This is a genomic window from Ruegeria sp. BF6 (assembly GCF_056538665.1).
Genome location: NZ_JBQFTN010000001.1, coordinates 551,757 through 571,597 on the forward strand (window position 1 = coordinate 551,757; position 19,841 = coordinate 571,597).

19 protein-coding genes are annotated in these 19,841 nt (G+C 58.2%); 1 reads left to right on the forward strand and 18 read right to left on the reverse strand.

What is annotated here, in order from left to right; translation table 11 throughout:
- Positions 1-103 precede the first annotated feature (103 nt).
- The 4 genes from recG to sciP form a co-directional block, all read right to left on the reverse strand.
- Positions 104-2,194 carry an ATP-dependent DNA helicase RecG gene (gene recG / locus ACR0IM_RS02795; RefSeq protein ID WP_480680752.1) on the reverse strand — a complete coding sequence of 697 codons (2,091 nt, stop codon included), beginning with the start codon at positions 2,192-2,194 and terminating at the stop codon, positions 104-106.
- Positions 2,191-4,317, reverse strand: a complete 2,127-nt coding sequence (gene ligA / locus ACR0IM_RS02800) for an NAD-dependent DNA ligase LigA (RefSeq protein WP_480680753.1) — start codon at positions 4,315-4,317, stop codon at positions 2,191-2,193. The genes recG and ligA overlap by 4 nt, the downstream gene beginning before the upstream one ends.
- Before the next feature lie 119 nt (positions 4,318-4,436).
- Positions 4,437-5,153, reverse strand: a complete 717-nt coding sequence (gene ctrA, locus ACR0IM_RS02805; RefSeq protein ID WP_480590909.1) for a response regulator transcription factor CtrA — start codon at positions 5,151-5,153, stop codon at positions 4,437-4,439.
- 83 nt (positions 5,154-5,236) lie between these two features.
- Complete coding sequence (gene sciP / locus ACR0IM_RS02810; RefSeq protein WP_480640423.1) at positions 5,237-5,530, reverse strand: CtrA inhibitor SciP; 294 nt, start codon at positions 5,528-5,530, stop codon at positions 5,237-5,239.
- Between the two features lie 129 nt (positions 5,531-5,659).
- Between sciP and mnmA the strand changes: the two genes are divergently transcribed.
- Complete coding sequence (gene mnmA / locus ACR0IM_RS02815; RefSeq protein ID WP_480680754.1) at positions 5,660-6,805, forward strand: tRNA 2-thiouridine(34) synthase MnmA; 1,146 nt, start codon at positions 5,660-5,662, stop codon at positions 6,803-6,805.
- Here the strand turns inward: mnmA and ACR0IM_RS02820 are convergent.
- The 14 genes from ACR0IM_RS02820 to acuI all read right to left on the reverse strand — a co-directional run bounded on the left by ACR0IM_RS02820 (position 6,802) and on the right by acuI (position 19,759).
- Positions 6,802-7,383, reverse strand: coding sequence for a cadmium resistance transporter (locus ACR0IM_RS02820; protein WP_480681433.1), 582 nt, complete (start codon positions 7,381-7,383; stop codon positions 6,802-6,804). The two genes, mnmA and ACR0IM_RS02820, sit on opposite strands and share 4 nt — an antisense overlap.
- Positions 7,383-8,540, reverse strand: a complete 1,158-nt coding sequence (lpxB, locus tag ACR0IM_RS02825; protein ID WP_480680756.1) for a lipid-A-disaccharide synthase — start codon at positions 8,538-8,540, stop codon at positions 7,383-7,385. Before lpxB ends, ACR0IM_RS02820 begins: the two co-directional genes overlap by 1 nt.
- A complete protein-coding gene (locus ACR0IM_RS02830; protein WP_480680757.1) occupies positions 8,540-9,334 on the reverse strand; it encodes an LpxI family protein in 795 nt (264 codons plus the stop codon). Before ACR0IM_RS02830 ends, lpxB begins: the two co-directional genes overlap by 1 nt.
- Before the next feature lie 4 nt (positions 9,335-9,338).
- Positions 9,339-10,124 carry an acyl-ACP--UDP-N-acetylglucosamine O-acyltransferase gene (gene lpxA, locus ACR0IM_RS02835; protein ID WP_480590899.1) on the reverse strand — a complete coding sequence of 262 codons (786 nt, stop codon included), beginning with the start codon at positions 10,122-10,124 and terminating at the stop codon, positions 9,339-9,341.
- Positions 10,121-10,594, reverse strand: a complete 474-nt coding sequence (gene fabZ / locus ACR0IM_RS02840) for a 3-hydroxyacyl-ACP dehydratase FabZ (RefSeq protein WP_170398715.1) — start codon at positions 10,592-10,594, stop codon at positions 10,121-10,123. Before fabZ ends, lpxA begins: the two co-directional genes overlap by 4 nt.
- A 71-nt stretch (positions 10,595-10,665) precedes the next feature.
- A complete protein-coding gene (locus ACR0IM_RS02845) occupies positions 10,666-11,232 on the reverse strand; it encodes an OmpH/Skp family outer membrane protein (protein WP_480640426.1) in 567 nt (188 codons plus the stop codon).
- Between the two features lie 24 nt (positions 11,233-11,256).
- Entirely contained in the window at positions 11,257-13,617 is a 2,361-nt protein-coding gene (gene bamA, locus ACR0IM_RS02850; protein ID WP_480590895.1) for an outer membrane protein assembly factor BamA, read from the reverse strand.
- Between the two features lie 128 nt (positions 13,618-13,745).
- On the reverse strand, positions 13,746-13,874 hold the full coding sequence (locus ACR0IM_RS02855; protein WP_480590893.1) for a hypothetical protein: 129 nt from the start codon (positions 13,872-13,874) through the stop codon (positions 13,746-13,748).
- 89 nt (positions 13,875-13,963) lie between these two features.
- Positions 13,964-15,316, reverse strand: coding sequence for an RIP metalloprotease RseP (gene rseP / locus ACR0IM_RS02860; RefSeq protein ID WP_480680758.1), 1,353 nt, complete (start codon positions 15,314-15,316; stop codon positions 13,964-13,966).
- Positions 15,317-15,320: 4 nt separating this feature from the next.
- Positions 15,321-16,493 carry a 1-deoxy-D-xylulose-5-phosphate reductoisomerase gene (gene dxr / locus ACR0IM_RS02865; protein WP_480680759.1) on the reverse strand — a complete coding sequence of 391 codons (1,173 nt, stop codon included), beginning with the start codon at positions 16,491-16,493 and terminating at the stop codon, positions 15,321-15,323.
- Positions 16,493-17,275 (reverse strand): phosphatidate cytidylyltransferase, encoded by a 783-nt coding sequence (locus ACR0IM_RS02870; RefSeq protein WP_480680760.1) that lies wholly within the window; start codon positions 17,273-17,275, stop codon positions 16,493-16,495. The genes dxr and ACR0IM_RS02870 overlap by 1 nt, the downstream gene beginning before the upstream one ends.
- Positions 17,272-18,003 carry an isoprenyl transferase gene (locus tag ACR0IM_RS02875; RefSeq protein WP_480590885.1) on the reverse strand — a complete coding sequence of 244 codons (732 nt, stop codon included), beginning with the start codon at positions 18,001-18,003 and terminating at the stop codon, positions 17,272-17,274. The genes ACR0IM_RS02870 and ACR0IM_RS02875 overlap by 4 nt, the downstream gene beginning before the upstream one ends.
- Before the next feature lie 9 nt (positions 18,004-18,012).
- Positions 18,013-18,576 (reverse strand): ribosome recycling factor, encoded by a 564-nt coding sequence (frr, locus tag ACR0IM_RS02880; protein ID WP_480590883.1) that lies wholly within the window; start codon positions 18,574-18,576, stop codon positions 18,013-18,015.
- Positions 18,577-18,763: 187 nt separating this feature from the next.
- Positions 18,764-19,759 (reverse strand): acryloyl-CoA reductase, encoded by a 996-nt coding sequence (gene acuI, locus ACR0IM_RS02885; protein ID WP_480680762.1) that lies wholly within the window; start codon positions 19,757-19,759, stop codon positions 18,764-18,766.
- Positions 19,760-19,841 lie beyond the last annotated feature (82 nt).

Genomic DNA, 19,841 nt, shown 5'->3' on the forward strand with positions numbered 1-19,841 from the left:
TCCGGTCAAAGCTTTAATCCTTTGTTGACCTTTTGTTCTCATATTTCGTTGAGTCGGTAAAGAACTTTTTGAGAACATTTGCGAACTTACAAGAACAAAATTCCTAACCCACTGAAATCAAACGTATTGCCTGATCCTGTTTCATCAGCCACAAAAGAACGCGCGCCGCCTGGCCTCGGTCCGAGTTCAGTTGCGGGTCAGCTGAAAGCAGCGCACGGGCGTCCGTTTGGGCGACGGCCATCAATCCGGCCTGACGTTCAAGGTCCGCGATCCGGAATTTCGGCAGACCGGACTGCGCCGTGCCGATCAGATCACCCGCACCGCGCATTTGCAGGTCGGTTTCCGAGATTATAAACCCGTCTTCGGTTTCGCGCAGAACCTCAAGTCGTTTCCGCCCACCTTCGCTGAGCGGCGGTTGATACATCAGCAGACAGGTGGAATCCGCCTCGCCACGCCCTACTCGACCACGGAGCTGGTGCAGTTGCGCCAGCCCGAAAATCTCGGCCCGTTCGATCACCATGATTGAGGCATTGGGAACGTTGACCCCGACCTCGATCACGGTCGTGGCGACCAAGACCTTGGTTTGCCCCTCCTGAAACGCTTTCATTGCCGCATCTTTGTCGGCCGAGGGCATCTGGCCGTGCACAAGACCGACCGTTCCTTCGCCCAGAATCGCGCGCAAGCGTTTAAACCGTTCCTCAGCAGCCGTCAGATCTGACACCTCGGATTCATCGACCAGCGGACAGACCCAATAGCACTGGCGCCCTTCGGCAATGGCGCGGCGCAGATGGGACACGACCTCATCCATACGTTCGGTGCTGACAATGGCCGTTTTGATAGGCTTTCGCCCGGGCGGTTTTTCATCCAGCACCGAGACATCCATATCGCCGTATTGTGCCAGCGCCAGACTGCGCGGGATCGGCGTGGCCGTCATCACCAAGACATCCGCGCCCTTCCCTTTTTCCGACAACTCCATCCGCTGCCGGACACCAAACCGGTGCTGTTCATCAACGATGGCAAGGCGGAGCGCCCTGAATTCCACATCGCTTTGAAAGACGGCATGGGTGCCGACCAGAATGTGAATATCGCCGTTCTTCAATGCCGCCAGTTTGGCGCGTCTTTCAGCGCCCTTGTCGCGACCGGTGAGAATGTCCAGAACAACTCCGGCCTCCTCGGCCAAAGGCTTCAGGCCTTCCAGGTGCTGCCGGGCCAGAATCTCGGTCGGGGCCATCATGACACCCTGTCCGCCTGCTTCGACTGCAACAAGCAGCGCCATGAACGCCACCAGAGTTTTTCCCGCGCCCACGTCCCCCTGCAACAACCGGTTCATCCGCGCGTCCGCGCCCATGTCGGCAGCGATTTCATCAATCGCCCGTAATTGCGCACCGGTAGGCTTGTAAGGAAGGCTGGCCAGGACCTTCGCCTGCAACGTTCCTGTTCCGACGCTGACAATGCCCCGGACTTTCCGCTCACGTTGACGCGCCAGCGCCAGCGTCAGTTGGTGCGCAAAGAGTTCATCATAAGCCAGTCGCTCCCGTGCGGGCGCATGAGCCGCAACATCATCCGCCCCCTGTGGGTTATGCGCAGCCAAAATGGACACCGACCAGCCCGGCCAATCTTGTTTCGTTACAAGAGCCGGGTCTATCCATTCCTCCAATTCCGGCGCACGCGCCAAGGCGCTGCGCGTAGCTTTGTATGCCGTTTTTTGCGTGATCCCCTGTGTCAGATGATACACCGGTTCAAAGTCCGGAATGTCCTGAGCCTCTTCTGGTGGCAGCATGTGATCCGGGTGGACCATCTGCGCCATGCCATCGAACAGTTCCAGCTTGCCCGAAATCACACGCCGTGATCCCTCAGGCAAGACCCGCTTAAGATAGTCTCCGCGTGCATGGAAGAACACCAGCTGAAAATCGGCCTGACTGTCCTCGACATGCACCCGATACGCACCGCCCTTGTTGCGTGGCGGTCGGTGAACCCCAACCGTCACCTCAACCGTCAATGTCCTGGGCAGGTCGGCACCCTGAATGGTGTCGCGGCGTCTGCGGTCGATAACGGCGTAAGGCAGGCTGAACAAAACGTCCCGCGGCGACTCCGTACCCGCCTGCGTTAAAACCTGAGCCGTTTTCGGCCCTACACCGTCCAGCGTTTCCAAACCCGCGAACAGCGGGAATAACTGTTCAGGTCGACCGCTCATGAGGTTCCGATCAGCTGCAGCCAGCCATCCTCATCCAGCGTTTCAATCCCCAACTCAGCAGCCTTTTTCGCCTTGGACCCCGCCCCGGGTCCCGCCACCAGAATATCGGTTTTTTTGCTGACCGAGCCTGAAACCTTGGCCCCTAACGCCTCGGCGCGGGCCTTGGCTTCGGCACGGGTCATCTTTTCCAGCGTACCGGTGAATACAACAGTCTTGCCTGCGACCGGACTTCCGGTGGTGTCCGGGCGTTTGGCCTCCTGCACGTCCAGTTGTTCGACAAGCGCATCGATGCTGGCGCGTTCAGCCTCTTGCGCAAAGGCGGACACGAGAGCGCGTGCCATGACTTCACCAACACCGTCGACACTCAGCAAATCTTCCCATTCGGCCCCCTCGAAACTTGCTGCGGCGGTCACGGCGGTTTCAAAATCCGACCACGCGCCATAGTGGGTTGCGATCAGGTTCGATGCGGCCTCACCCATGTGCCGGATGCCCAAAGCAAACAGCAGCCGTCCAAACGGTATACTGCGCTTTTCATCAATCGCGCTCCACAGGTTGCTGGCGCTCTGCGCACCCCATCCCTTGCGATTGGCCAACTTGTTCAGGTTCGCAGCATCACGCGCCCGTAAGGTGAAAATATCGACCGGTGTTCTGACCGGCAAGTCAGGGTCGTCATAGAACATCTCGATTTGCTTTGCCCCCAAGCCTTCGATATCGAAAGCCTTGCGCGAAACAAAATGCTTCAGCTTTTCAACAGCCTGCGCTGGACAGATCACACCGCCGGTACAGCGCCGGACAGCATCGCCTTCCTCGCGCACAGCATCGCTGTTGCATTCGGGACAAGTCGTGGGAAAATCGAAAGGCTTAGCCCCTTCTGGGCGCTTTGAAATATCCACATCGGCCAGTTTCGGGATCACGTCACCGGCACGATAAACCTGCACCCAGTCACCGACGCGGATGTCCTTACCGTCACGGATCGTACCGCCCTTGGCATCGCGACCCGCGATATAATCCTCGTTGTGTAGCGTGGCGTTCGACACGACTACGCCGCCCACAGTCACCGGATGCAGCCGGGCAACCGGGCTGAGCGCACCGGTCCGGCCCACCTGAATGTCGATCGCTTCAAGCCGGGTCCAGGCCAACTCGGCGGGAAACTTATGCGCGATCGCCCAGCGAGGCGTCGTGGACCGAAACCCAAGACGTGCCTGCAGCGACAGATCGTTCACCTTGTAAACAACACCGTCGATGTCATAGCCGAGAGTAGACCGCTGAGCCTCAATATCCCGATAATGCGCCAACATCTGCCCGACGTCTTCACAAAGCCGGGTCAGCGGGTTGGTAGAAAACCCAAAAGCTCGCAACCTATCAATCGCACCCATCTGGGTGTCGGACAATGGCTCAGACAATTCGCCCCACGCATAGGCAAAGAACCGTAGCGGTCGCATGCGCGTAACCGCTGAATCCAATTGCCTCAGCGAACCCGCAGCTGCGTTTCGCGGGTTGGCAAAGGGCTTTTCACCAGCCTCTTCTTGCCGCGCGTTCAGCTTTTCGAAGTCTTCATGAGACATATAGACCTCACCACGCGCTTCAAGCACTTCTGGTGCATCAGCTATGGTTTGCGGAATGTCAGAAATCGTCCGGGCATTGGCGGTGACGTTTTCTCCGACCTCTCCATCCCCGCGGGTGGCGGCCTGAACCAGATGCCCGTTCTCATAGCGTAATGACAGTGACAAACCGTCAATCTTAGGCTCAGCAGTGAAGGGCAAAGGCTGTGTTACTGCCAGTCCCAGGTACTTTCGGATTGAGCGGTCAAAATCCTGAACGTCTTCGTCGTCAAACGCATTGCCCAGCGACATCATGCGCACGGCGTGGGTAACTTTGGAGAACCCGTCAGCCGGTCGCGCCCCCACCTGATCCGAAGGGCTGTCGGTCCGTTTCAGCTGCGGAAAACGCGTCTCGATCTCGGCGTTTCGGCGTTTGAGCGCATCGTATTCGGCATCGGAAATCTCTGGCGCGTCTTTGGCGTGATACAGTGTATTCGCCCGCGCAAGCTGTTCCGCAAGCTGCGCCAATTCCGCCCGCGCGGCGTCCTCAGTCAGATCAGATACCGGAATCAATTTGCTCATGGCCTCGCCCTGTCACGTATTCTTGGACCTCAGTGATAGGGCGAGGTCATGGTCAGGTCCAGACGTGCTGTTCAGTGAGTGAAGGAGGTCGCCCCGGACCACAGGCGACCGTGTTCAAATCAGGCGCCGACGACCATCCGAGTTTCGTCCAGGCCGTTGCTTTGCGGATCGCGCAAGACATACCCCCTGCCCCAAACGGTTTCGATATAGTTATCGCCACCGGTCGCGTTGCTGAGCTTTTTGCGCAGTTTGCAGATGAATACGTCGATAATCTTCAACTCGGGTTCATCCATGCCACCGTATAGGTGGTTGAGGAACATTTCTTTGGTCAGCGTGGTGCCCTTGCGCAGGCTCAACAGCTCGAGCATCTGGTATTCCTTGCCGGTTAGATGAACGGCCTTGCCCTCCACTTCAACCGTTTTGGCATCCAGGTTCACAGCCACTTGTCCCGTCTGGATAATGGACTGGGAATGCCCTTTCGATCGCCGAATGATTGCGTGAATACGGGCCACTAGTTCCTCGCGATGGAAAGGCTTGGTCATATAATCATCCGCGCCGAAACCGAAACCCTTGATTTTGCTTTCAGTATCATCCGCGCCCGACAGGATCAGGATTGGCGTTTCCACCCGCGCAATACGCAACTGGCGCAGCACTTCATGTCCGTTCATGTCCGGCAGGTTCAGATCCAGCAAGATCAGATCGTAATCATAGAGCTTTGCAAGATCGATGCCTTCCTCGCCGAGGTCTGTCGCATAGACGTTGAGGTTGGCGTGCGTCAGCATCAACTCGATGCTCTTGGACGTTGTCGGGTCATCCTCGACAAGAAGTATACGCATTTACTGCTCCAATTCGGGTCAATTTACCAATTTCAAATTGAGCCTGCTCAAAAATGGTTAATCTGACGTTACCGTTGAATCATTTATTCACTTTCGCCTATAGGTTGTCGATATTTTTTTAGCGCGGTGACTTTCAGAGCATCCGTACCGTGGTCCGCGACCGCAGAAACCCACGAGTTGAACTCCTCATCACTCAGCCCATATCGGTTCTTGGCGTCAGACAGGGTAATCAGCCCATAAACCACGCCCCGAACGACAATCGCCTTGCGCGAGGCCACCCATCGGGTCGTATCTTCTGGCGGCAGGTCGGCGCGCGATAAAACCGTTCCATCCGGCAAGGTTACGGACCTTGGTCCTTCTACTTTGTGCAAATACATCTTTCGGTCCTCTTCGTGCTGCGACAAAGCTGACACCAGCCTACTTAATGCAGAGTGAAACCGCCCCTTGAGAGTGTGTAGAATTTTCCTATATTCTGCCGGTCTTTCTTAACCCGCACTGGAATCGTCATGGCACTCGACACCGAGACACCGCTGAACTCGCTTGGCTTTGCCAAACCCCCGTCGGAAACTCGGGTGGTTGTTGCCATGTCGGGCGGCGTGGATAGTTCCGTTGTGGCGGCCCATCTGGCCGATCAGGGCTATGACGTGGTGGGCGTGACGCTGCAGCTCTATGATCACGGAGCAGCGCTGGCCAAAAAGGGTGCCTGCTGCGCGGGGATCGATATTCATGATGCGCGCCGCGTGGCCGAAGAACGTGGCTTTCCCCATTACGTCCTGGACTACGAGAACATCTTCAAGGACGCGGTGATTGACGAGTTTGCGGACAGCTATCTGGCCGGTGCAACACCAGTGCCGTGCATTCGTTGCAACGAACGGGTGAAGTTCAAGGACCTGCTGGAAACGGCCAAGGACCTTGAGGCCGACTGCATGGCAACCGGTCACTATATCCAGCGCAAGATGGGGCCGAATGGTCCGGAGTTGCACAGTGCCGAAGATGCAAACCGGGATCAGTCCTACTTCCTGTTTTCGACCACGCCCGAGCAGCTGGACTTCCTGCGCTTTCCGCTGGGCCATCTGCCCTCGAAAGACGCAACCCGCGAGATGGCGGCGCAATACGGGCTGGCCGTGGCCGACAAGCCCGATAGTCAGGACATCTGTTTCGTGCCCGATGGCAACTATGCCAGTGTGATCGAGAAACTGCGCCCTGGTGCTGCGGAACCCGGTGAGATCGTGCATGCCGATGGCCGTGTACTGGCACAACACAACGGCGTCATCCATTACACAATCGGTCAGCGGCGTGGTCTGGGGATCGGCGGCCTGAGCGAGCCGCTCTACGTGGTCAAGCTGGATGTTGACAAACAGCAGGTTGTTGTCGGTCCGAAAGAGATGCTGGCCACGCGCACCATTCCGGTGCGCGAGATCAACTGGTTGGGGGATGAGCCCTTCACCTCACGCAATGAATGGCATGTGTCGGTCAAGGTCCGCTCGACCCGTCCCCCGCGCGAGGCGATCATCCGCCCCCTGTCCGACACCACGGCCGAAGTCGAACTGCTAACGCCCGAAGAAGGTGTTTCACCGGGCCAAGCCTGCGTGTTCTATGCTTCGGAAGGTAGCCGCATCTTTGGCGGCGGCTGGATCTGGCGCGGCTATTAAACCGCGTCGGTCCACGAATTACTGAGGATGTAAAGCCCGGCGCAGATCATAACGTAAGGTACCAGTCGCTCCAGTCGTCGGGCCAGAGCGCCGCTCATGAACGGCGCTTTTGATCCAAACAGTGCGACCGTGGCCAGGCTGGCTGCAGCAAGCGCTGCGCCGATCACGCCAGCAGTCCGAAAGCTGGGGGCCGAGTCGGCCAGTAGAGGCGCCAGTACCGCGAATGTGTCCATAGACAGGCTGATGAACAGCAGCGTGACCATGATCACCGATGCCCCGGTTTCCAGATTGGGATTTGTCTCGGTTTCTTTCCCGCTTTTCCTCCGGAGCAATGCCATAATGCCGAGGCTCAGCGGGATCACCCCCAGATATCCCGCCCAGTGCGGTACTACATCCTCGACCCCCAAAGCCAGCAACAGCGCAGCACCGATCACAATCGCCTGCGCCATCAGGAACCCGAAGATCGACCGCTTTGCCCCTGAGACCAACGACAGCGCCAGCAGCGCCGCCAGATTATCCAGATTTGTCAGGATCTGTGCCATGAAGGCCGACAGCCCAAAAAGCGCAAAATCCAACATCACGCGTTCATCCGGGACAGAACCGCTTTGGCCGCCCGCAGTCCGGGCGCCTCGCCGCCGCGTCCGAGCCGCAACATCGTTGTCTCCATGGCCTCGTGCTGCGCATTCGGGTTTGCAGTCACCTGTGAAAGAGCGTCAGCGATCCTGCCCGGCTGGCAGTCATCCAGCAGGCATTCGGGAACTGTGCGGGTCTCCGACACCAGATTGACCAGTGTCACCGTGTCGAGGTTGACCATGCGCCTGGCGATCAGGGTCGTGAGCCAGTTGAGGTTATAAGCAATCACCATCGGCGTGGCCTGCGCCGCCAGTTCCAGCGAGACAGTGCCCGAAGCCGCCAACGCCAGTTCAGACGCTGCGAAAGCGGCCCGCTTCTGTGCGACAGCCTGATCAGAGGGCAGGTTGCGCGGATCTACAACCACCGGATCGCCCGGCCAGCTTTGCACGTGCTGTGCGACGGTATCGACCATATGCGCCACCGCGGGCACTACAACCCGCACGTCCGACCGGTTTTGCAGGTATTGCTGCAGCGCCTCGCCAAAGACCGGGGCCAGTCGATCAATTTCTCCCCCGCGCGAGCCCGGCAGCGCCAGAAGGATCGGCTCAGCGCCGAGATCATAGGCGGCGCGAAACTCTCGGATATCGCCTTCGGTCGCCACCGGTTCACTAGCAACCGGGTGGCCAACGAAATCACATTCCATGCCCGCGCGTTCCATATAGGGCGGTTCGAAGGGCAGCAGCGCCAGAACGTGATCGATCACCTTGGCCATCTTGTCGGCCCGACCCGGCCGCCACGCCCAGACACTGGGGGCCACGTAATGCACCGTCCGGATATCGCTCTGCGCCTTGACGATCTTGGCAACGCGCAGCGAGAAGTCAGGGCTGTCGATGGTGATCAGCACGTCCGGCTGCGTGTCCAGAACCGCCTGTGCAGTTTCGGCAATCCGGCGTTTGAGATGGAAGAACTTGGGCAGAACCTCGACCAGGCCCATCACCGAAAGCTCGGCCATCGGGAAACGGCTTTCCAAACCCTGCGCCTGCATCAAGGGGCCGCCAACGCCATCGAACTGAACTTCGGGAACGAGGGTTCGAAGCCCCTCGATCAATGAACTGCCCAATCGGTCGCCTGAAGGTTCACCGGCGACCACGAACACCCGCATCAGCTGGCCCGCTCTCGCACGTAAAGAAACAGGCCAAGGCGGTTACATTCGTCGAGGACGCGATCCTGCTGCAAAACGATGACGCCACCCTTTTCGATGACGATCCCGGTCAATCCCGCGGCCACTGCCGAGGAAACCGTACCCGGACCAATCGTCGGCAAATCGGCGCGGCGATCCTGATCCGGTTTCGGGGCTTTGAACAGAACCCCGCCCCCCGCATCCGGGCGTTGGGTCAAAGACTGCAACATCCAGTCTGTGCCAAAGATGCTTTCCACCGCCAATGCCTGCCCTTTGGACACGGCACAGGCCTGCCCGATATCCGCCGCACCCATGGCCCGGAGGATACCCGCAGCCCTGTCCGCATCGGCCAGATCATCCTCCGATGGTTGCGCCTCGGTCAGGCACCCAAGTTGCGGCAGCAATGCGGACGCGATCTCATGGGCCGCGCGAACGGTCAGCCCGGATTCCTCGAAAATGCCGATTACGGCACGCAAGGCTCCGTCATCCCCGGACATGAGCGCCTGTTGCAGCACCGGGACCAGGGGCATCGTCGCCGCGTCGATACGTGTTGGATCAATCACCGGACGCCGCACCGCGCCTGCCAGGCAAATCTCGGTCACGCCACGCGCTTTCAGATCGGCGATAAAACTGCCTAGCCGTTCCAGCGGAAATACGATGTCCGCGGTCAGGATGTCGGGCGTGAACCCCTCCATCGCACAGATCACCGGGCGGTCGGCCAGGTGTTTCAACACTTCGCCCGGCAGCGCGCCTGTTCCAGCAATCAGCGCCAACATCGGTCTACTTCCTCGGTGTCAGGAAAGAGCGATCAGACTCTCCGGTCACGAAATCCACGATCCGTTGCACGTATTCGCTTTCGTTGTCGGCACCCACCCGATGAGCGCGCTCCATGAACGTCCCCTCACCCGATGACAATTCGCGGAACGCAGCCCGCAGAGCCGCGATATCCTCGCGCGAAACACCGCGCCGTTTGAGACCCACCAGGTTCAGGCCGTCCAACTCACCCCGAGGGGCCTGAACCAGACCGTAGGGGATCACATCATTGGCAACCATGGTCAGCGCGCCGATGATCGCACCACGACCCACGCGCACCCATTGGTGCAGACCCGAGATGCCACCGACGATCACGTCATCTTCGATGACACAATGACCCGCCGCGCCGGCATGGTTGACCATGATCACCCGATTGCCGATCTGAACGTCATGCGCCACATGGACACCAGCCATTAGCAGACAATCGTCACCGATCCGGGTCACTCCACCGCCACCTTCAGTTCCGGTATTCACTGTCACATGCTCGCGGATACGGTTGCGCTTGCCGATCTCCAACCGCGTATCTTCACCGCCGAATTTCAGGTCTTGCGGAATCTCTCCGATCACCGAGAAATTGAAGATCACCGTTTCATCGCCAACCGAGGTATCGCCGGTTACGACAACATGCGACTTCAACTCAACCCGATCGCCCAGCTTGACCTGCGCGCCGATATAGCAGAACGGCCCGATGATGCAGTCTTCACCAATCTGAGCGCCGTCTTCGATAATTGCGCTTGGGTGGATACCGCTCATGTTGTTTTTTCCATGTCCCAATCGACATAGGCCGAGAATTCGGCCTCTGCTGCGATCTCGCCTTCAACGGTCGCTTTGCCGCTAAACTTGAATATCTTGCCGCCTTTTTTGCCGCGCACGGTTTCAACATGCATCTCAAGCACGTCACCCGGGATCACTTTGCGGCGGAACTTACACTTGTCGATATTCATGAAATAGATCAGCAGCTCGCTGTCGATTACATCCATACCCACGCCCAGCATCACGCCTGCGGTTTGCGCCATCGCCTCGACAATGGTCACGCCCGGCATGATCGGAGTGCCGGGGAAATGGCCCTGAAAATGCGGCTCGTTCATAGTGACATTCTTGATGCCAACGGCCGACTGATAGCCCGAGATATCAACCACCTTGTCGACCAGCAGAAACGGATAGCGATGCGGCAAGATCCGTTGGATCAGCTGAATGTCGGCGCTTTTGGTTTCCGTGCTCATAATGTCGTCGTCCCGTTCTGGATTTCTGTTTGCGGCGTGGTAGCAATACAGCGCCGCAAGGGCAAGCAAACCTATTCGCTGGCCTCGTTTTCGATAGTGCTGCCATCGCCTATCACCGTGTCGATCCGCGTAATGGCCGCATCGGTGATGTCAGTTCGGTCCGAGCTGAGAAAGACACTGGACCGTTCAATGATGATCGACGCGCCAGATTCTCGCAGCAGATCAATCAAAACCGGTTGCACCAACTCAAAGAACCTTTGCCGGGCCTCTTCGCTACGGCGTGCCAATGCGTCCAGCTTGGCGCGTTGCCCTTCCCGGTGAGACTGAACCTTTTCGTCAAATGCATCAGCCAACGGGCGGAATTCATCCGCGGTCATGGTCGCGCGCTGTTCGGTCAACAGCCTTTCTTCCCGGCTCAGCTCGGCCACGATCCGCTCGTTTTCTTCTCCCAGCAGGATACCTTCGGTCTCGATCTCGCGCAGGATTCGCTGCCCAAAGGCCGAGTCGGAAAACAACCGTTCGCTGGACAGAGTCACAACGCTGCTTTGCGGCACCCCCAGTTGCTGCGCCACGACCGGGGCTGCAAAGGCAATAGCTAGAAAAACACACAGGGCCCGAAAAGGGCCCTGCGGTTTCATGAACACATGTTTCAACATTGAGGATCAGAACCGGGCCTGAACAGTCAGGTCAAAGTTCTGCTCTTTGTCGAAGTCCTCTTTCTTCAACGCTTTCGAGAAGTTAAAGCGCAGCGGACCGAAGGGCGTTTCCCACAGAACCGACACACCGATCACGTGACGGATCGAGCCATCTTCGCCAACGATGTCCGCGCCTGCAGTGTTCACGTCATTCAGGTTGTAGAGGTTACCGAAGTCATAGAACACACCACCCCGTAGACCCAGTTCCTCGGGCAGACCCAGCGGGAAGTCTGATTCCAGACGCGCAACCCAGTAGTAGTTGCCCCCGATCGCATCATCCTGTCCGTTAGACAGATCGCGTGGACCGATACCTGCGGGCTCGAAGCCGCGGAAGATGCTGGGTCCCAGAACAAAGCGGTCGAGGGTCCGGCTAAAATCATCGCCGCGCCAGTGCAGTGCACCCACTTCGACGGATGCGCGCAAAACGACTTCCTCGTTCCAGACACGGGTCTGGGCGATGCCGCGGGCGGTGGTTTTGTAGAACTCATTGTCCCCACCCAGCCCGGCCGCATCGACACCGGCTTCGAACAGCACGCCTGCATTCGGGTTCAGGCCGCCGAGGCGGCTGTCATATACATAGGACAATCCCAAAGAACTGGTCGTGCGCTCACCCTGATCGATTTCCGAGGAAATGACTGCGCCGTTGACCTCATCATCCTGCTGAGTCATCTCGCTGTTTTCCCAGCCATAACGCAACCGAAGCGCGGACAACTCACCAATGGCGTAGCTCAGCTGAGGCCGGAAGAACAACGTTTCAGTGTCATAGCTGGCAAAGCTCGAGTTGGTCGTCGAAAGGCCTAGCCCCACATCGAAGCGCAGTTTGCGCCCTAATAGATAGGGTTCGGTGAAGTCCAGCGTGTATTGCTCCGAATCCTGTGCAGTCGACAGGGTCAGACCAACCGTTTGTCCACGTCCCAGAAAGTTGGTTTCTCGCAGTCCGATCGCGACCCCGAAACCATCGGAAACCGAGTAGCTACCACCCAGGCTCAGAGAGCCGGTCGGTTGCTCTTCTACGTCAACGTCCACAATCACCTGGCTGGGCGAAGACCCTTCACGCGGCTCCACATCTGCAACCGCAAAGAAACCCAGCGCGCGAATACGCTCGGCAGCTTGGCGGATTTCACGCGGGTTGAAGGGGTCGCCCTCAACCGTATCGAACTGACGACGGATCACACGGTCCAGCGTTGTGGTGTTGCCCTCGATGTCGATCCGTTCAACAAAAATGCGCGGTCCGCGGGTCAGTACGAACTGAACATCCAGCGTCAGATCCCGCGCGTTGCGGGTCACGCGGGGTTCGACCCGCAGGAAATCTACACCCTGTTTAATCCCCAGACGCTCCATCCGGGCGATCGAGTTTTCAACCAGAGACGGTGTATATGTCACACCCGGTTTGATCTTGAGCGCAGCCTGGTACGGAGCGGGGTCCACACCCGGGATCTCGCTGACCGTGCTGATTTGTCCAAACGAGAATTTCTGCCCTTCTGTGATGTTCATCACCAGGAAAAAGGCGTCCCGTTCACGGGTGAACTCAACATTCGCGCTGTTGATGCGGAAATCCACATAGCCGCGGGACAGGTAGAAATCCCGAATGACCTGTTTATCAAACTCGATCCGGTCGGCGATGAAAGTATCACCGCTGAGGAATGTCCGCAGAATGTTGGCCTGCTTGGTTTCCAGAACCCGGCGCAGACGACGATCGGAATAAGCGCGGTTGCCGACAAAACTGACGCGCTCAACTTCGATCGTGGTACCTTCGGCGACTTCGAAAACCAGATCGACCCGGTTGTCGCTGCGGCGGATGATGCGCGGAATGACCGTGGCGGATACACGCCCCTGCGACGAGTAGATCTCGGCGATCAGATCCGCATCGGTTTCCGCGACCTGAGGCGTGAAGACCCGCCGGGACTGCGAGGTGATCGCTTCTAGCAGCACTTCATCCTTGACGCGCTGGTTGCCCTCGATGCTGATCTGGTTGATCGTCGGATATTCCTCGACTTCTATCAGCAGCGTACTGCCGCGCGGGGTCAGTTCGACTGTCTCAAAAACACCACTGTCAAGCAAACGCTGATAGGCATCGTTCAGCTCGCCGGCAGTTACGGACTGCCCCGGTTCGATGCCTGTGCGCGCGATAATCGTCGATGTTTCGATGCGCCGGTTACCTTCGACATCGAATGAATTGATGACAAAGTTTTGCGCCCACGCAACCTGCGGAAACGGCACAAAACCTATCAATGCCAGAAGGAAAATATACGTTAGTGACCGCCACAAAATCTTGTTTTCCGGCTTCTGCCCCCCGCAGGATGTGCCCGCGCCTCGCCTATCAGTCATTTTTTTCACTACCCAATATTTTTGGACTTTAATGCTGAGTAGCGAGAATATTTATCCTTGTCAAAAGACCAAAAAACAAAGCGGCCGAAAGGGCCGCCTCAAGTGGTTTTCACGACTGGTGCTGAGAATCACATCGTTATCAGGTAAGCCCAGCCGCCCATCGCAACAGCGGTCGCGCCGAAAAACAGAAGCATGTCCCAGTTCAACACGAACAGGTATCCAACGCTTTCGGCTGATTTACGCAGAGCCTTTGACATCACAACCTCTGACACATTTACTTTTCGCAGCAGAACTTACGCCCGAAATGGGGCGGAATTGCGGCATCTTCATGCAACGCGCGCCACAATCAGCAGAACAAATCGTTCGTCACTGAAAAGACCATCAACCCAAGGATCAGTGACACGCCGACCCCCATCAGAACCCGTAGCACGGCGTCGCTGGGTGGTTTACCCGCCACGGCCTCATAGGCGTAGAAAATCAGATGGCCACCATCCAACGCTGGAATGGGGAACAGGTTCAGCAATCCTACGGCAGTCGAAAGAACCGCAATAAAGAATATGAAGTTCTGCGCACCCTGACTGGCCATTGCGCCCGAGGTTTCGGCAATACCGATGGGACCGGACATGTTACAAGTACTGATCGCCCCGGTGATCATGTGCCAGACGCCCGACAGCGATCCGTCGATGATGCGCCAAGTCTGCCGCACGCCACCGGACAGGGAGGCTACCAAGCCCGCTGGTTCGGTCGCCGGTTCCAGGGCCATCCCGCCAACAATCCCGATGCGCCAATGGGTCACAAATCCACCTTCGGGCTTTGGTTCATCGGTGCGGCGTGGGGCCAGCGCGAACTCAAGTTCGGCTCCGTCGCGCCAGACATCCAGCAGTAGAACCTTACCGTCCGATCCTTCCACATGCTCCTTGAGCTGTTCGAAGGCGAAAACCGGTTCTCCGTTGATCGCCGTGATCACATCGCCGGATTTAAGGTCGATATCCATAGCTGCGCTGCGCGGGGCAACCTGCTGGATCAGCGGCGGGAACAGCCAGGGGCCGGACACATCCATCGTTTGCCCGTCGCGGATCACTGTGTAATCCAGCTCGGGCTCAACCGGCAAAGCGTCGGTGAAATCGGACCAGGCCCCCTGCTGATCGAAATTAGGCACAGGAACGCCCGCGACGGCAACGATCTCATCCCCGTCCCGCAGCTGCTGTTCCGTACCCGGCAGAGAATACAGCTTGCCAACGGTCAAGGGTTCGCGGGTCACGCCCTGAGAAAAGAATATCAAGCCGAACACCAGAATGGACATCACAAAGTTGAACGCAGGACCCGCTGCAACCGTGGCCGCACGCGCCCACAATGGCGCGCCATGCATAGTGCGGCGCAACTCTTCGGGGCTTTGCTCGATGATTTCCATCATCGCCTGTTCGTCCTTGCCAGACGCGGCGTTGGCATCGCCCAGAAACTTGACATAACCGCCAAATGGCAGCGCGGCGATCTGCCATCGGGTGCCGCGTTTGTCGACGCAGCTCCACAGCACCGGACCAAACCCGATCGAGAACACCTCAGCATGGATGCCGGACCACCGCCCCACTATATAATGGCCGTATTCATGCACCGCGACGATGACGGACAGCGCAATCACAAAGGCGAAGATGGTATACAGCAGGTTGCCGAATTGAGGGATCAGAGAGATTAGGTCCAAGTTTTTATCCTGCAGACTGGATGGCGGCCTCGTCGGCCCACTTACGTGCCAAATGGTTCGTTTGCAGCACGTTATCAAGGTCTAATTGGGCATCAAGAAGGCCGTCTGACGCCTCAAACCTGTTCAGAACCGCCTCGACAATATCAGCCATTTCAAGAAAGCCTACACGACGCGCGATAAAGTGATCCAAGGCGCGCTCTTTGGCGGCGTTGAAAACGGCGCCGGACAGGCCGCCCCGCTGCATCACATTGCGGGCCAGACGCAAGGCCGGATAACGTGCCTCGTTCGGCTCCTGAAACCGCAATTGACCCAGTTTGGCAAGGTTAAGGCGTTCAACCGGCAGATCGCGTCGGTCCGGCCAGTGCAACGCGTACCCAATCGCGTGCCGCATATCAGGCGCGCCCATATGGGCCATGACAGCCCCGTCATTAAAACCGACCAGCGAGTGCACGATGGATTCAGGATGAACAAGCACTTCGATCTGATCCGGCGAGACGCCGAAGAACTCTTTGGTTTCAATCAGCTCCAGCGCTTTATTGAACATCGATGCACTGTCGATGGTGATCCGCTGACCCATGTTCCAGTTCGGATGGTTCGAGGCCTGTTCAACCGTAGCGCTGGCCAGATCGCTCAGCGGCCAATCGCGGAAGGCACCCCCGCTGGCGGTGATGATGATCCGCTCGACAGCGTCCATATCTTCGCCGACCAGAGCCTGGAACACCGCCGAATGTTCACTGTCTACCGGCAGTAGGCGCGCATTGTTATCCCGCGCTGTTTCCAGTACCAGCGCCCCGGCGCAAACCAGTGTTTCCTTGTTGGCAAGTGCCAGCGTCGCGCCCTGTTTCAGCGCCTCAAGCCCCGGCGGCAACCCAGCGGCTCCGACAATAGCGGACATAACCCAATCGGCTGGCCGCGCCGCAGCCTCGGTCAAGGCCGCCTGCCCCGCCGCGGCCTCGACACCGCTTCCGGACAGTGCGACACGCAAATCCTCAAGCCGATCTTCATGCGCGGTCACGGCCACGTCGGCCTTCAGGCGACGTGCATCTTCGGCCAGTTTTTCGATATTCGTCCCGCCGGTCAGCGCCACAACGTCATAGGCCGACGGATCCCGGTTGATCAGATCAATAGTGTTCTGCCCGATCGAGCCGGTTGCACCAAAAATCGAAACTTTGCGCATTACATGCCCCCGGGGGAATAGATCAGGCCCGCGATCAGAACAAACAGGGCCGCGCCCATCATGCCGTCGAACCGATCCAGAAAGCCGCCGTGGCCCGGGATCAGGTTTGAGCTGTCTTTAACCCCAAACTTCCGCTTGGTTGCACTTTCGACGATGTCCCCGGCCTGACTGGCCATCGAGGCAAGCACCGAGATCGCCACAAACATGATACCGAAGCCAGCATGGATCGCGAAAACTGTGCCAACAATAGCCGCCGCAGCCCATCCGCCAGCGGTCCCCGACCATGTCTTCTTGGGGCTGACCTTGGGCCAGAATTTCGGGCCACCTAATGTTTTGCCAACAAAATACCCGGCCACATCCGTTGCGACCACCACCGAGATTAGCCACACCATCCAGCCAAACCCCATGTTCTCGCGGATCGAGATGAAGCCTAGCCCAGCCGCTGCAATCCAGATCGCAAACAGCGCATAGGTCGTTTTGGATCGGCTGATCTGCCCGGCCCCAACCAGGGCCGGAGCAATCAAGATCGGCAATTTGTAAAGCGGCGGCAGATGATAGCTGAGCAGAACTGCAACACCGGTCAGAATACCAAGCTGCAAGGCCGCCCCGGTTTTGTCCGGATCGATCATCCGCACCAGTTCCCAAATCATAAGACCACAGGCTATCGCGATGAAGGTTTCGAACCATAGCCCGCCCAGCCAGACCTCGACCGAGCCTACAAGGACCAGCACAACAGCCGATAGAACCCGGGCGGTCAGGTCAGACCATTGGCCGTCACTCATGCCGGAACTGCCCCGAAACGACGTTCACGGGAACCGAAATTACGGCACAAGTGCTCTAACTCAGCCGCAGTGAAATCTGGCCACAGGGTGTCAATGAATTCATATTCGGAATAGGCCGACTGCCAGAGCAGAAAGTTTGAAATCCGCGCCTCTCCGCTGGTTCGGATGACCAGGTCCGGATCAGGAAGAACGTGCGTATCCAGATACTTGGGCAGCGTTTCCTCATCCACATTTTCTGGGAGGAGACGCCCTTCTGCCACGTCCCGTGCCAGACGTTTGGTGGCGCGCGCTACCTCATCCCGCCCGCCGTAATTCAGGGCGACAGTAAGATGAACCAGGTCGTTTTCTTTGGTTTCCTCTTCCAGCGTATCCATCAACTCGGTCAGCTTCTTATCGAGCCGCACCCGGTCCCCGATAAAGCGTACCCGAATCCCGTTTTTCTTCAGGGTTCGGGTTTCCTTGATGATATAGCGCCGAAAAAGGCTCATTAGCCCGGCGACCTCGGCCTGCGTGCGCTTCCAGTTCTCTGTCGAAAAGGCAAAAACTGTCAGGTATTTGATCCCAAGCCCCGGGCAGGCCTCGACCACTTCGCGTACACGTCGCGCCCCGGCGTGGTGGCCGAACAGCCTTGGCCGACCACGCGCCTGCGCCCAGCGACCGTTTCCGTCCATGATAATAGCGACATGGCGCGGCCCGTTCGCTGGCTCAGTATGTGGGGCGTTGAGCATATCCCGGTCTCAGACCTGCATGATCTCTGCCTGCTTGGTCTCAAGCGCGGCATCTACAGATTTGATCATCTCGTCAGTCAGATCCTGAACTTCAGTTTCCCAAAACTTCTGATCGTCCTCGGACATGCCGTCTGCCTTGGCCTTCTTGACCTGATCCATTCCGTCACGGCGAACGTTGCGGATCGAAACCCGCGCGTGCTCGGCGTATTGGCCGGCGACCTTACCCAATTCGCGGCGACGCTCTTCGTTCAGCTCCGGAATTGGCAGCATGATGATAGTTCCGTTCAGCTGAGGGTTGATTCCCAGTCCGCTTTCACGAATGGCCTTTTCGACTTTGCCGACCAAACCCTTGTCCCAGACATTGACCGTAACCATACGCGGCTCGGGCACGTTGACCGTTCCAACCTGATTGATCGGTGTCATCGAGCCATAAGCATCGACCATAACCGGTTCCAGCATAGAGGCTGACGCCCGACCAGTCCGAAGCGAGGCAAATTCGGTTCTGAGGTTGGACATGGCGCCTTCCATGCGCCGTTTCAGATCATCAGTATCCAGTTCGAAATCATCAGACATGCTGCTCACTCCCCCGTCTTCAGGTGCTGTTTGCATGGCTCATAAGCCATCGCAGTTGGGATGTATAGCAATGATGATGCGGAATTGCGCCAATGACCAGAGGTGTTTCCGGCATTTTCTGGGAGTTTCAATGACACCCGGACCGATCTGCGCTCAGGGCAACCGGTCCGGGTGCAAGCCCTGTCGATCAGGCGTTTACGTCGACAACGACGCGACCCTGAACCTGACCTTTCAGGATATCGGCTCCCAATTGCGGAAGATCACTTAGGGTTGCAGGGTGAACCATCGCTTCCAGCTTGTCCATGGGTAGGTCCGTTGCGATGCGCTGCCAGGCGCGTACGCGGTTTTCATAGGGCTGCATCACGCTGTCGATGCCCAATAGATTGACCCCGCGCAGCAGGAACGGAATCACCGTTGCAGGCAGAGCCGCACCTCCGGCCAGACCCACGGCCGCAACCGACGCGCCGTATTTCATTTGTCCCAGCACACGCGCCAGCATCTCGCCACCAACCGCATCGACGCAACCGGCCCAGGTTTCGCTTTCCAGCGGGCGTTTGGTGGTCTCGTTCAATTCCACACGTGGCACGATGGTGCTGGCCCCCAGAGACTTCAGGTAGTCACCCGTTTCAGGGCGCCCGGTGACGGCCGCAACCTCATAGCCCAGATTGGCCAGAATGGCAGTTGCCACCGAGCCCACGCCACCCGCTGCCCCAGTCACCAGAACCGGACCGTGGTTGGTTGTCATGCCGTGATCTTCCAGCGCCATGACCGCCAGCATCGCCGTAAAACCGGCCGTGCCCACGGCCATCGCCTGCCGCGCATCCAACCCTTCGGGCAAAGGAACCAGCCAATCGGCTCGGGCATTCGCCTTTTGCGAATAGCCACCCCAATGAGCCTCACCCACGCGCCAGCCGGTCAGAACCACCTTGTCACCGGGCTTATAGCGATCGTCCGAGGACGCCTCGACCGTGCCGGCATAATCTATCCCCGGCACGTGCGGGTAAGAGCGCACCAAGCCGCCACCCTTGGCGGACGTGCACAATCCATCCTTGTAATTCACCGTCGAGTACTCGACAGCCACCGTGACCTCACCCTTAGGCAGATCATCAAGCGAAAGCTGTTTCACCGACGGGCTGGCCAGTCCGCTTTCTTCATCCTTCTCCATGACCAATGCGTTGAACATCTTATTTCCTTTCGTTTTTTCATGGCCAGATCGCAATCTTCACCTGGCTAAAAATTCCCGAGGGCGTCGCACAGCGACGGGG

What these genes read in the sequence shown, in the direction of transcription:
- recG (WP_480680752.1), bottom strand. Translation starts at nt 2,194, where the DNA reads ATGAGCGGTCGACCTGAACAGTTATTCCCGCTGTTCGCGGGTTTGGAA.
- ligA (WP_480680753.1), bottom strand. Translation starts at nt 4,317, where the DNA reads ATGAGCAAATTGATTCCGGTATCTGATCTGACTGAGGACGCCGCGCGG.
- ctrA (WP_480590909.1), bottom strand. Translation starts at nt 5,153, where the DNA reads ATGCGTATACTTCTTGTCGAGGATGACCCGACAACGTCCAAGAGCATC.
- sciP (WP_480640423.1), bottom strand. Translation starts at nt 5,530, where the DNA reads ATGTATTTGCACAAAGTAGAAGGACCAAGGTCCGTAACCTTGCCGGAT.
- mnmA (WP_480680754.1), top strand. Translation starts at nt 5,660, where the DNA reads ATGGCACTCGACACCGAGACACCGCTGAACTCGCTTGGCTTTGCCAAA.
- ACR0IM_RS02820 (WP_480681433.1), bottom strand. Translation starts at nt 7,383, where the DNA reads ATGTTGGATTTTGCGCTTTTTGGGCTGTCGGCCTTCATGGCACAGATC.
- lpxB (WP_480680756.1), bottom strand. Translation starts at nt 8,540, where the DNA reads ATGCGGGTGTTCGTGGTCGCCGGTGAACCTTCAGGCGACCGATTGGGC.
- ACR0IM_RS02830 (WP_480680757.1), bottom strand. Translation starts at nt 9,334, where the DNA reads ATGTTGGCGCTGATTGCTGGAACAGGCGCGCTGCCGGGCGAAGTGTTG.
- lpxA (WP_480590899.1), bottom strand. Translation starts at nt 10,124, where the DNA reads ATGAGCGGTATCCACCCAAGCGCAATTATCGAAGACGGCGCTCAGATT.
- fabZ (WP_170398715.1), bottom strand. Translation starts at nt 10,594, where the DNA reads ATGAGCACGGAAACCAAAAGCGCCGACATTCAGCTGATCCAACGGATC.
- ACR0IM_RS02845 (WP_480640426.1), bottom strand. Translation starts at nt 11,232, where the DNA reads ATGAAACCGCAGGGCCCTTTTCGGGCCCTGTGTGTTTTTCTAGCTATT.
- bamA (WP_480590895.1), bottom strand. Translation starts at nt 13,617, where the DNA reads ATGACTGATAGGCGAGGCGCGGGCACATCCTGCGGGGGGCAGAAGCCG.
- ACR0IM_RS02855 (WP_480590893.1), bottom strand. Translation starts at nt 13,874, where the DNA reads ATGTCAAAGGCTCTGCGTAAATCAGCCGAAAGCGTTGGATACCTGTTC.
- dxr (WP_480680759.1), bottom strand. Translation starts at nt 16,493, where the DNA reads ATGCGCAAAGTTTCGATTTTTGGTGCAACCGGCTCGATCGGGCAGAAC.
- ACR0IM_RS02870 (WP_480680760.1), bottom strand. Translation starts at nt 17,275, where the DNA reads ATGAGTGACGGCCAATGGTCTGACCTGACCGCCCGGGTTCTATCGGCT.
- ACR0IM_RS02875 (WP_480590885.1), bottom strand. Translation starts at nt 18,003, where the DNA reads ATGCTCAACGCCCCACATACTGAGCCAGCGAACGGGCCGCGCCATGTC.
- frr (WP_480590883.1), bottom strand. Translation starts at nt 18,576, where the DNA reads ATGTCTGATGATTTCGAACTGGATACTGATGATCTGAAACGGCGCATG.
- acuI (WP_480680762.1), bottom strand. Translation starts at nt 19,759, where the DNA reads ATGTTCAACGCATTGGTCATGGAGAAGGATGAAGAAAGCGGACTGGCC.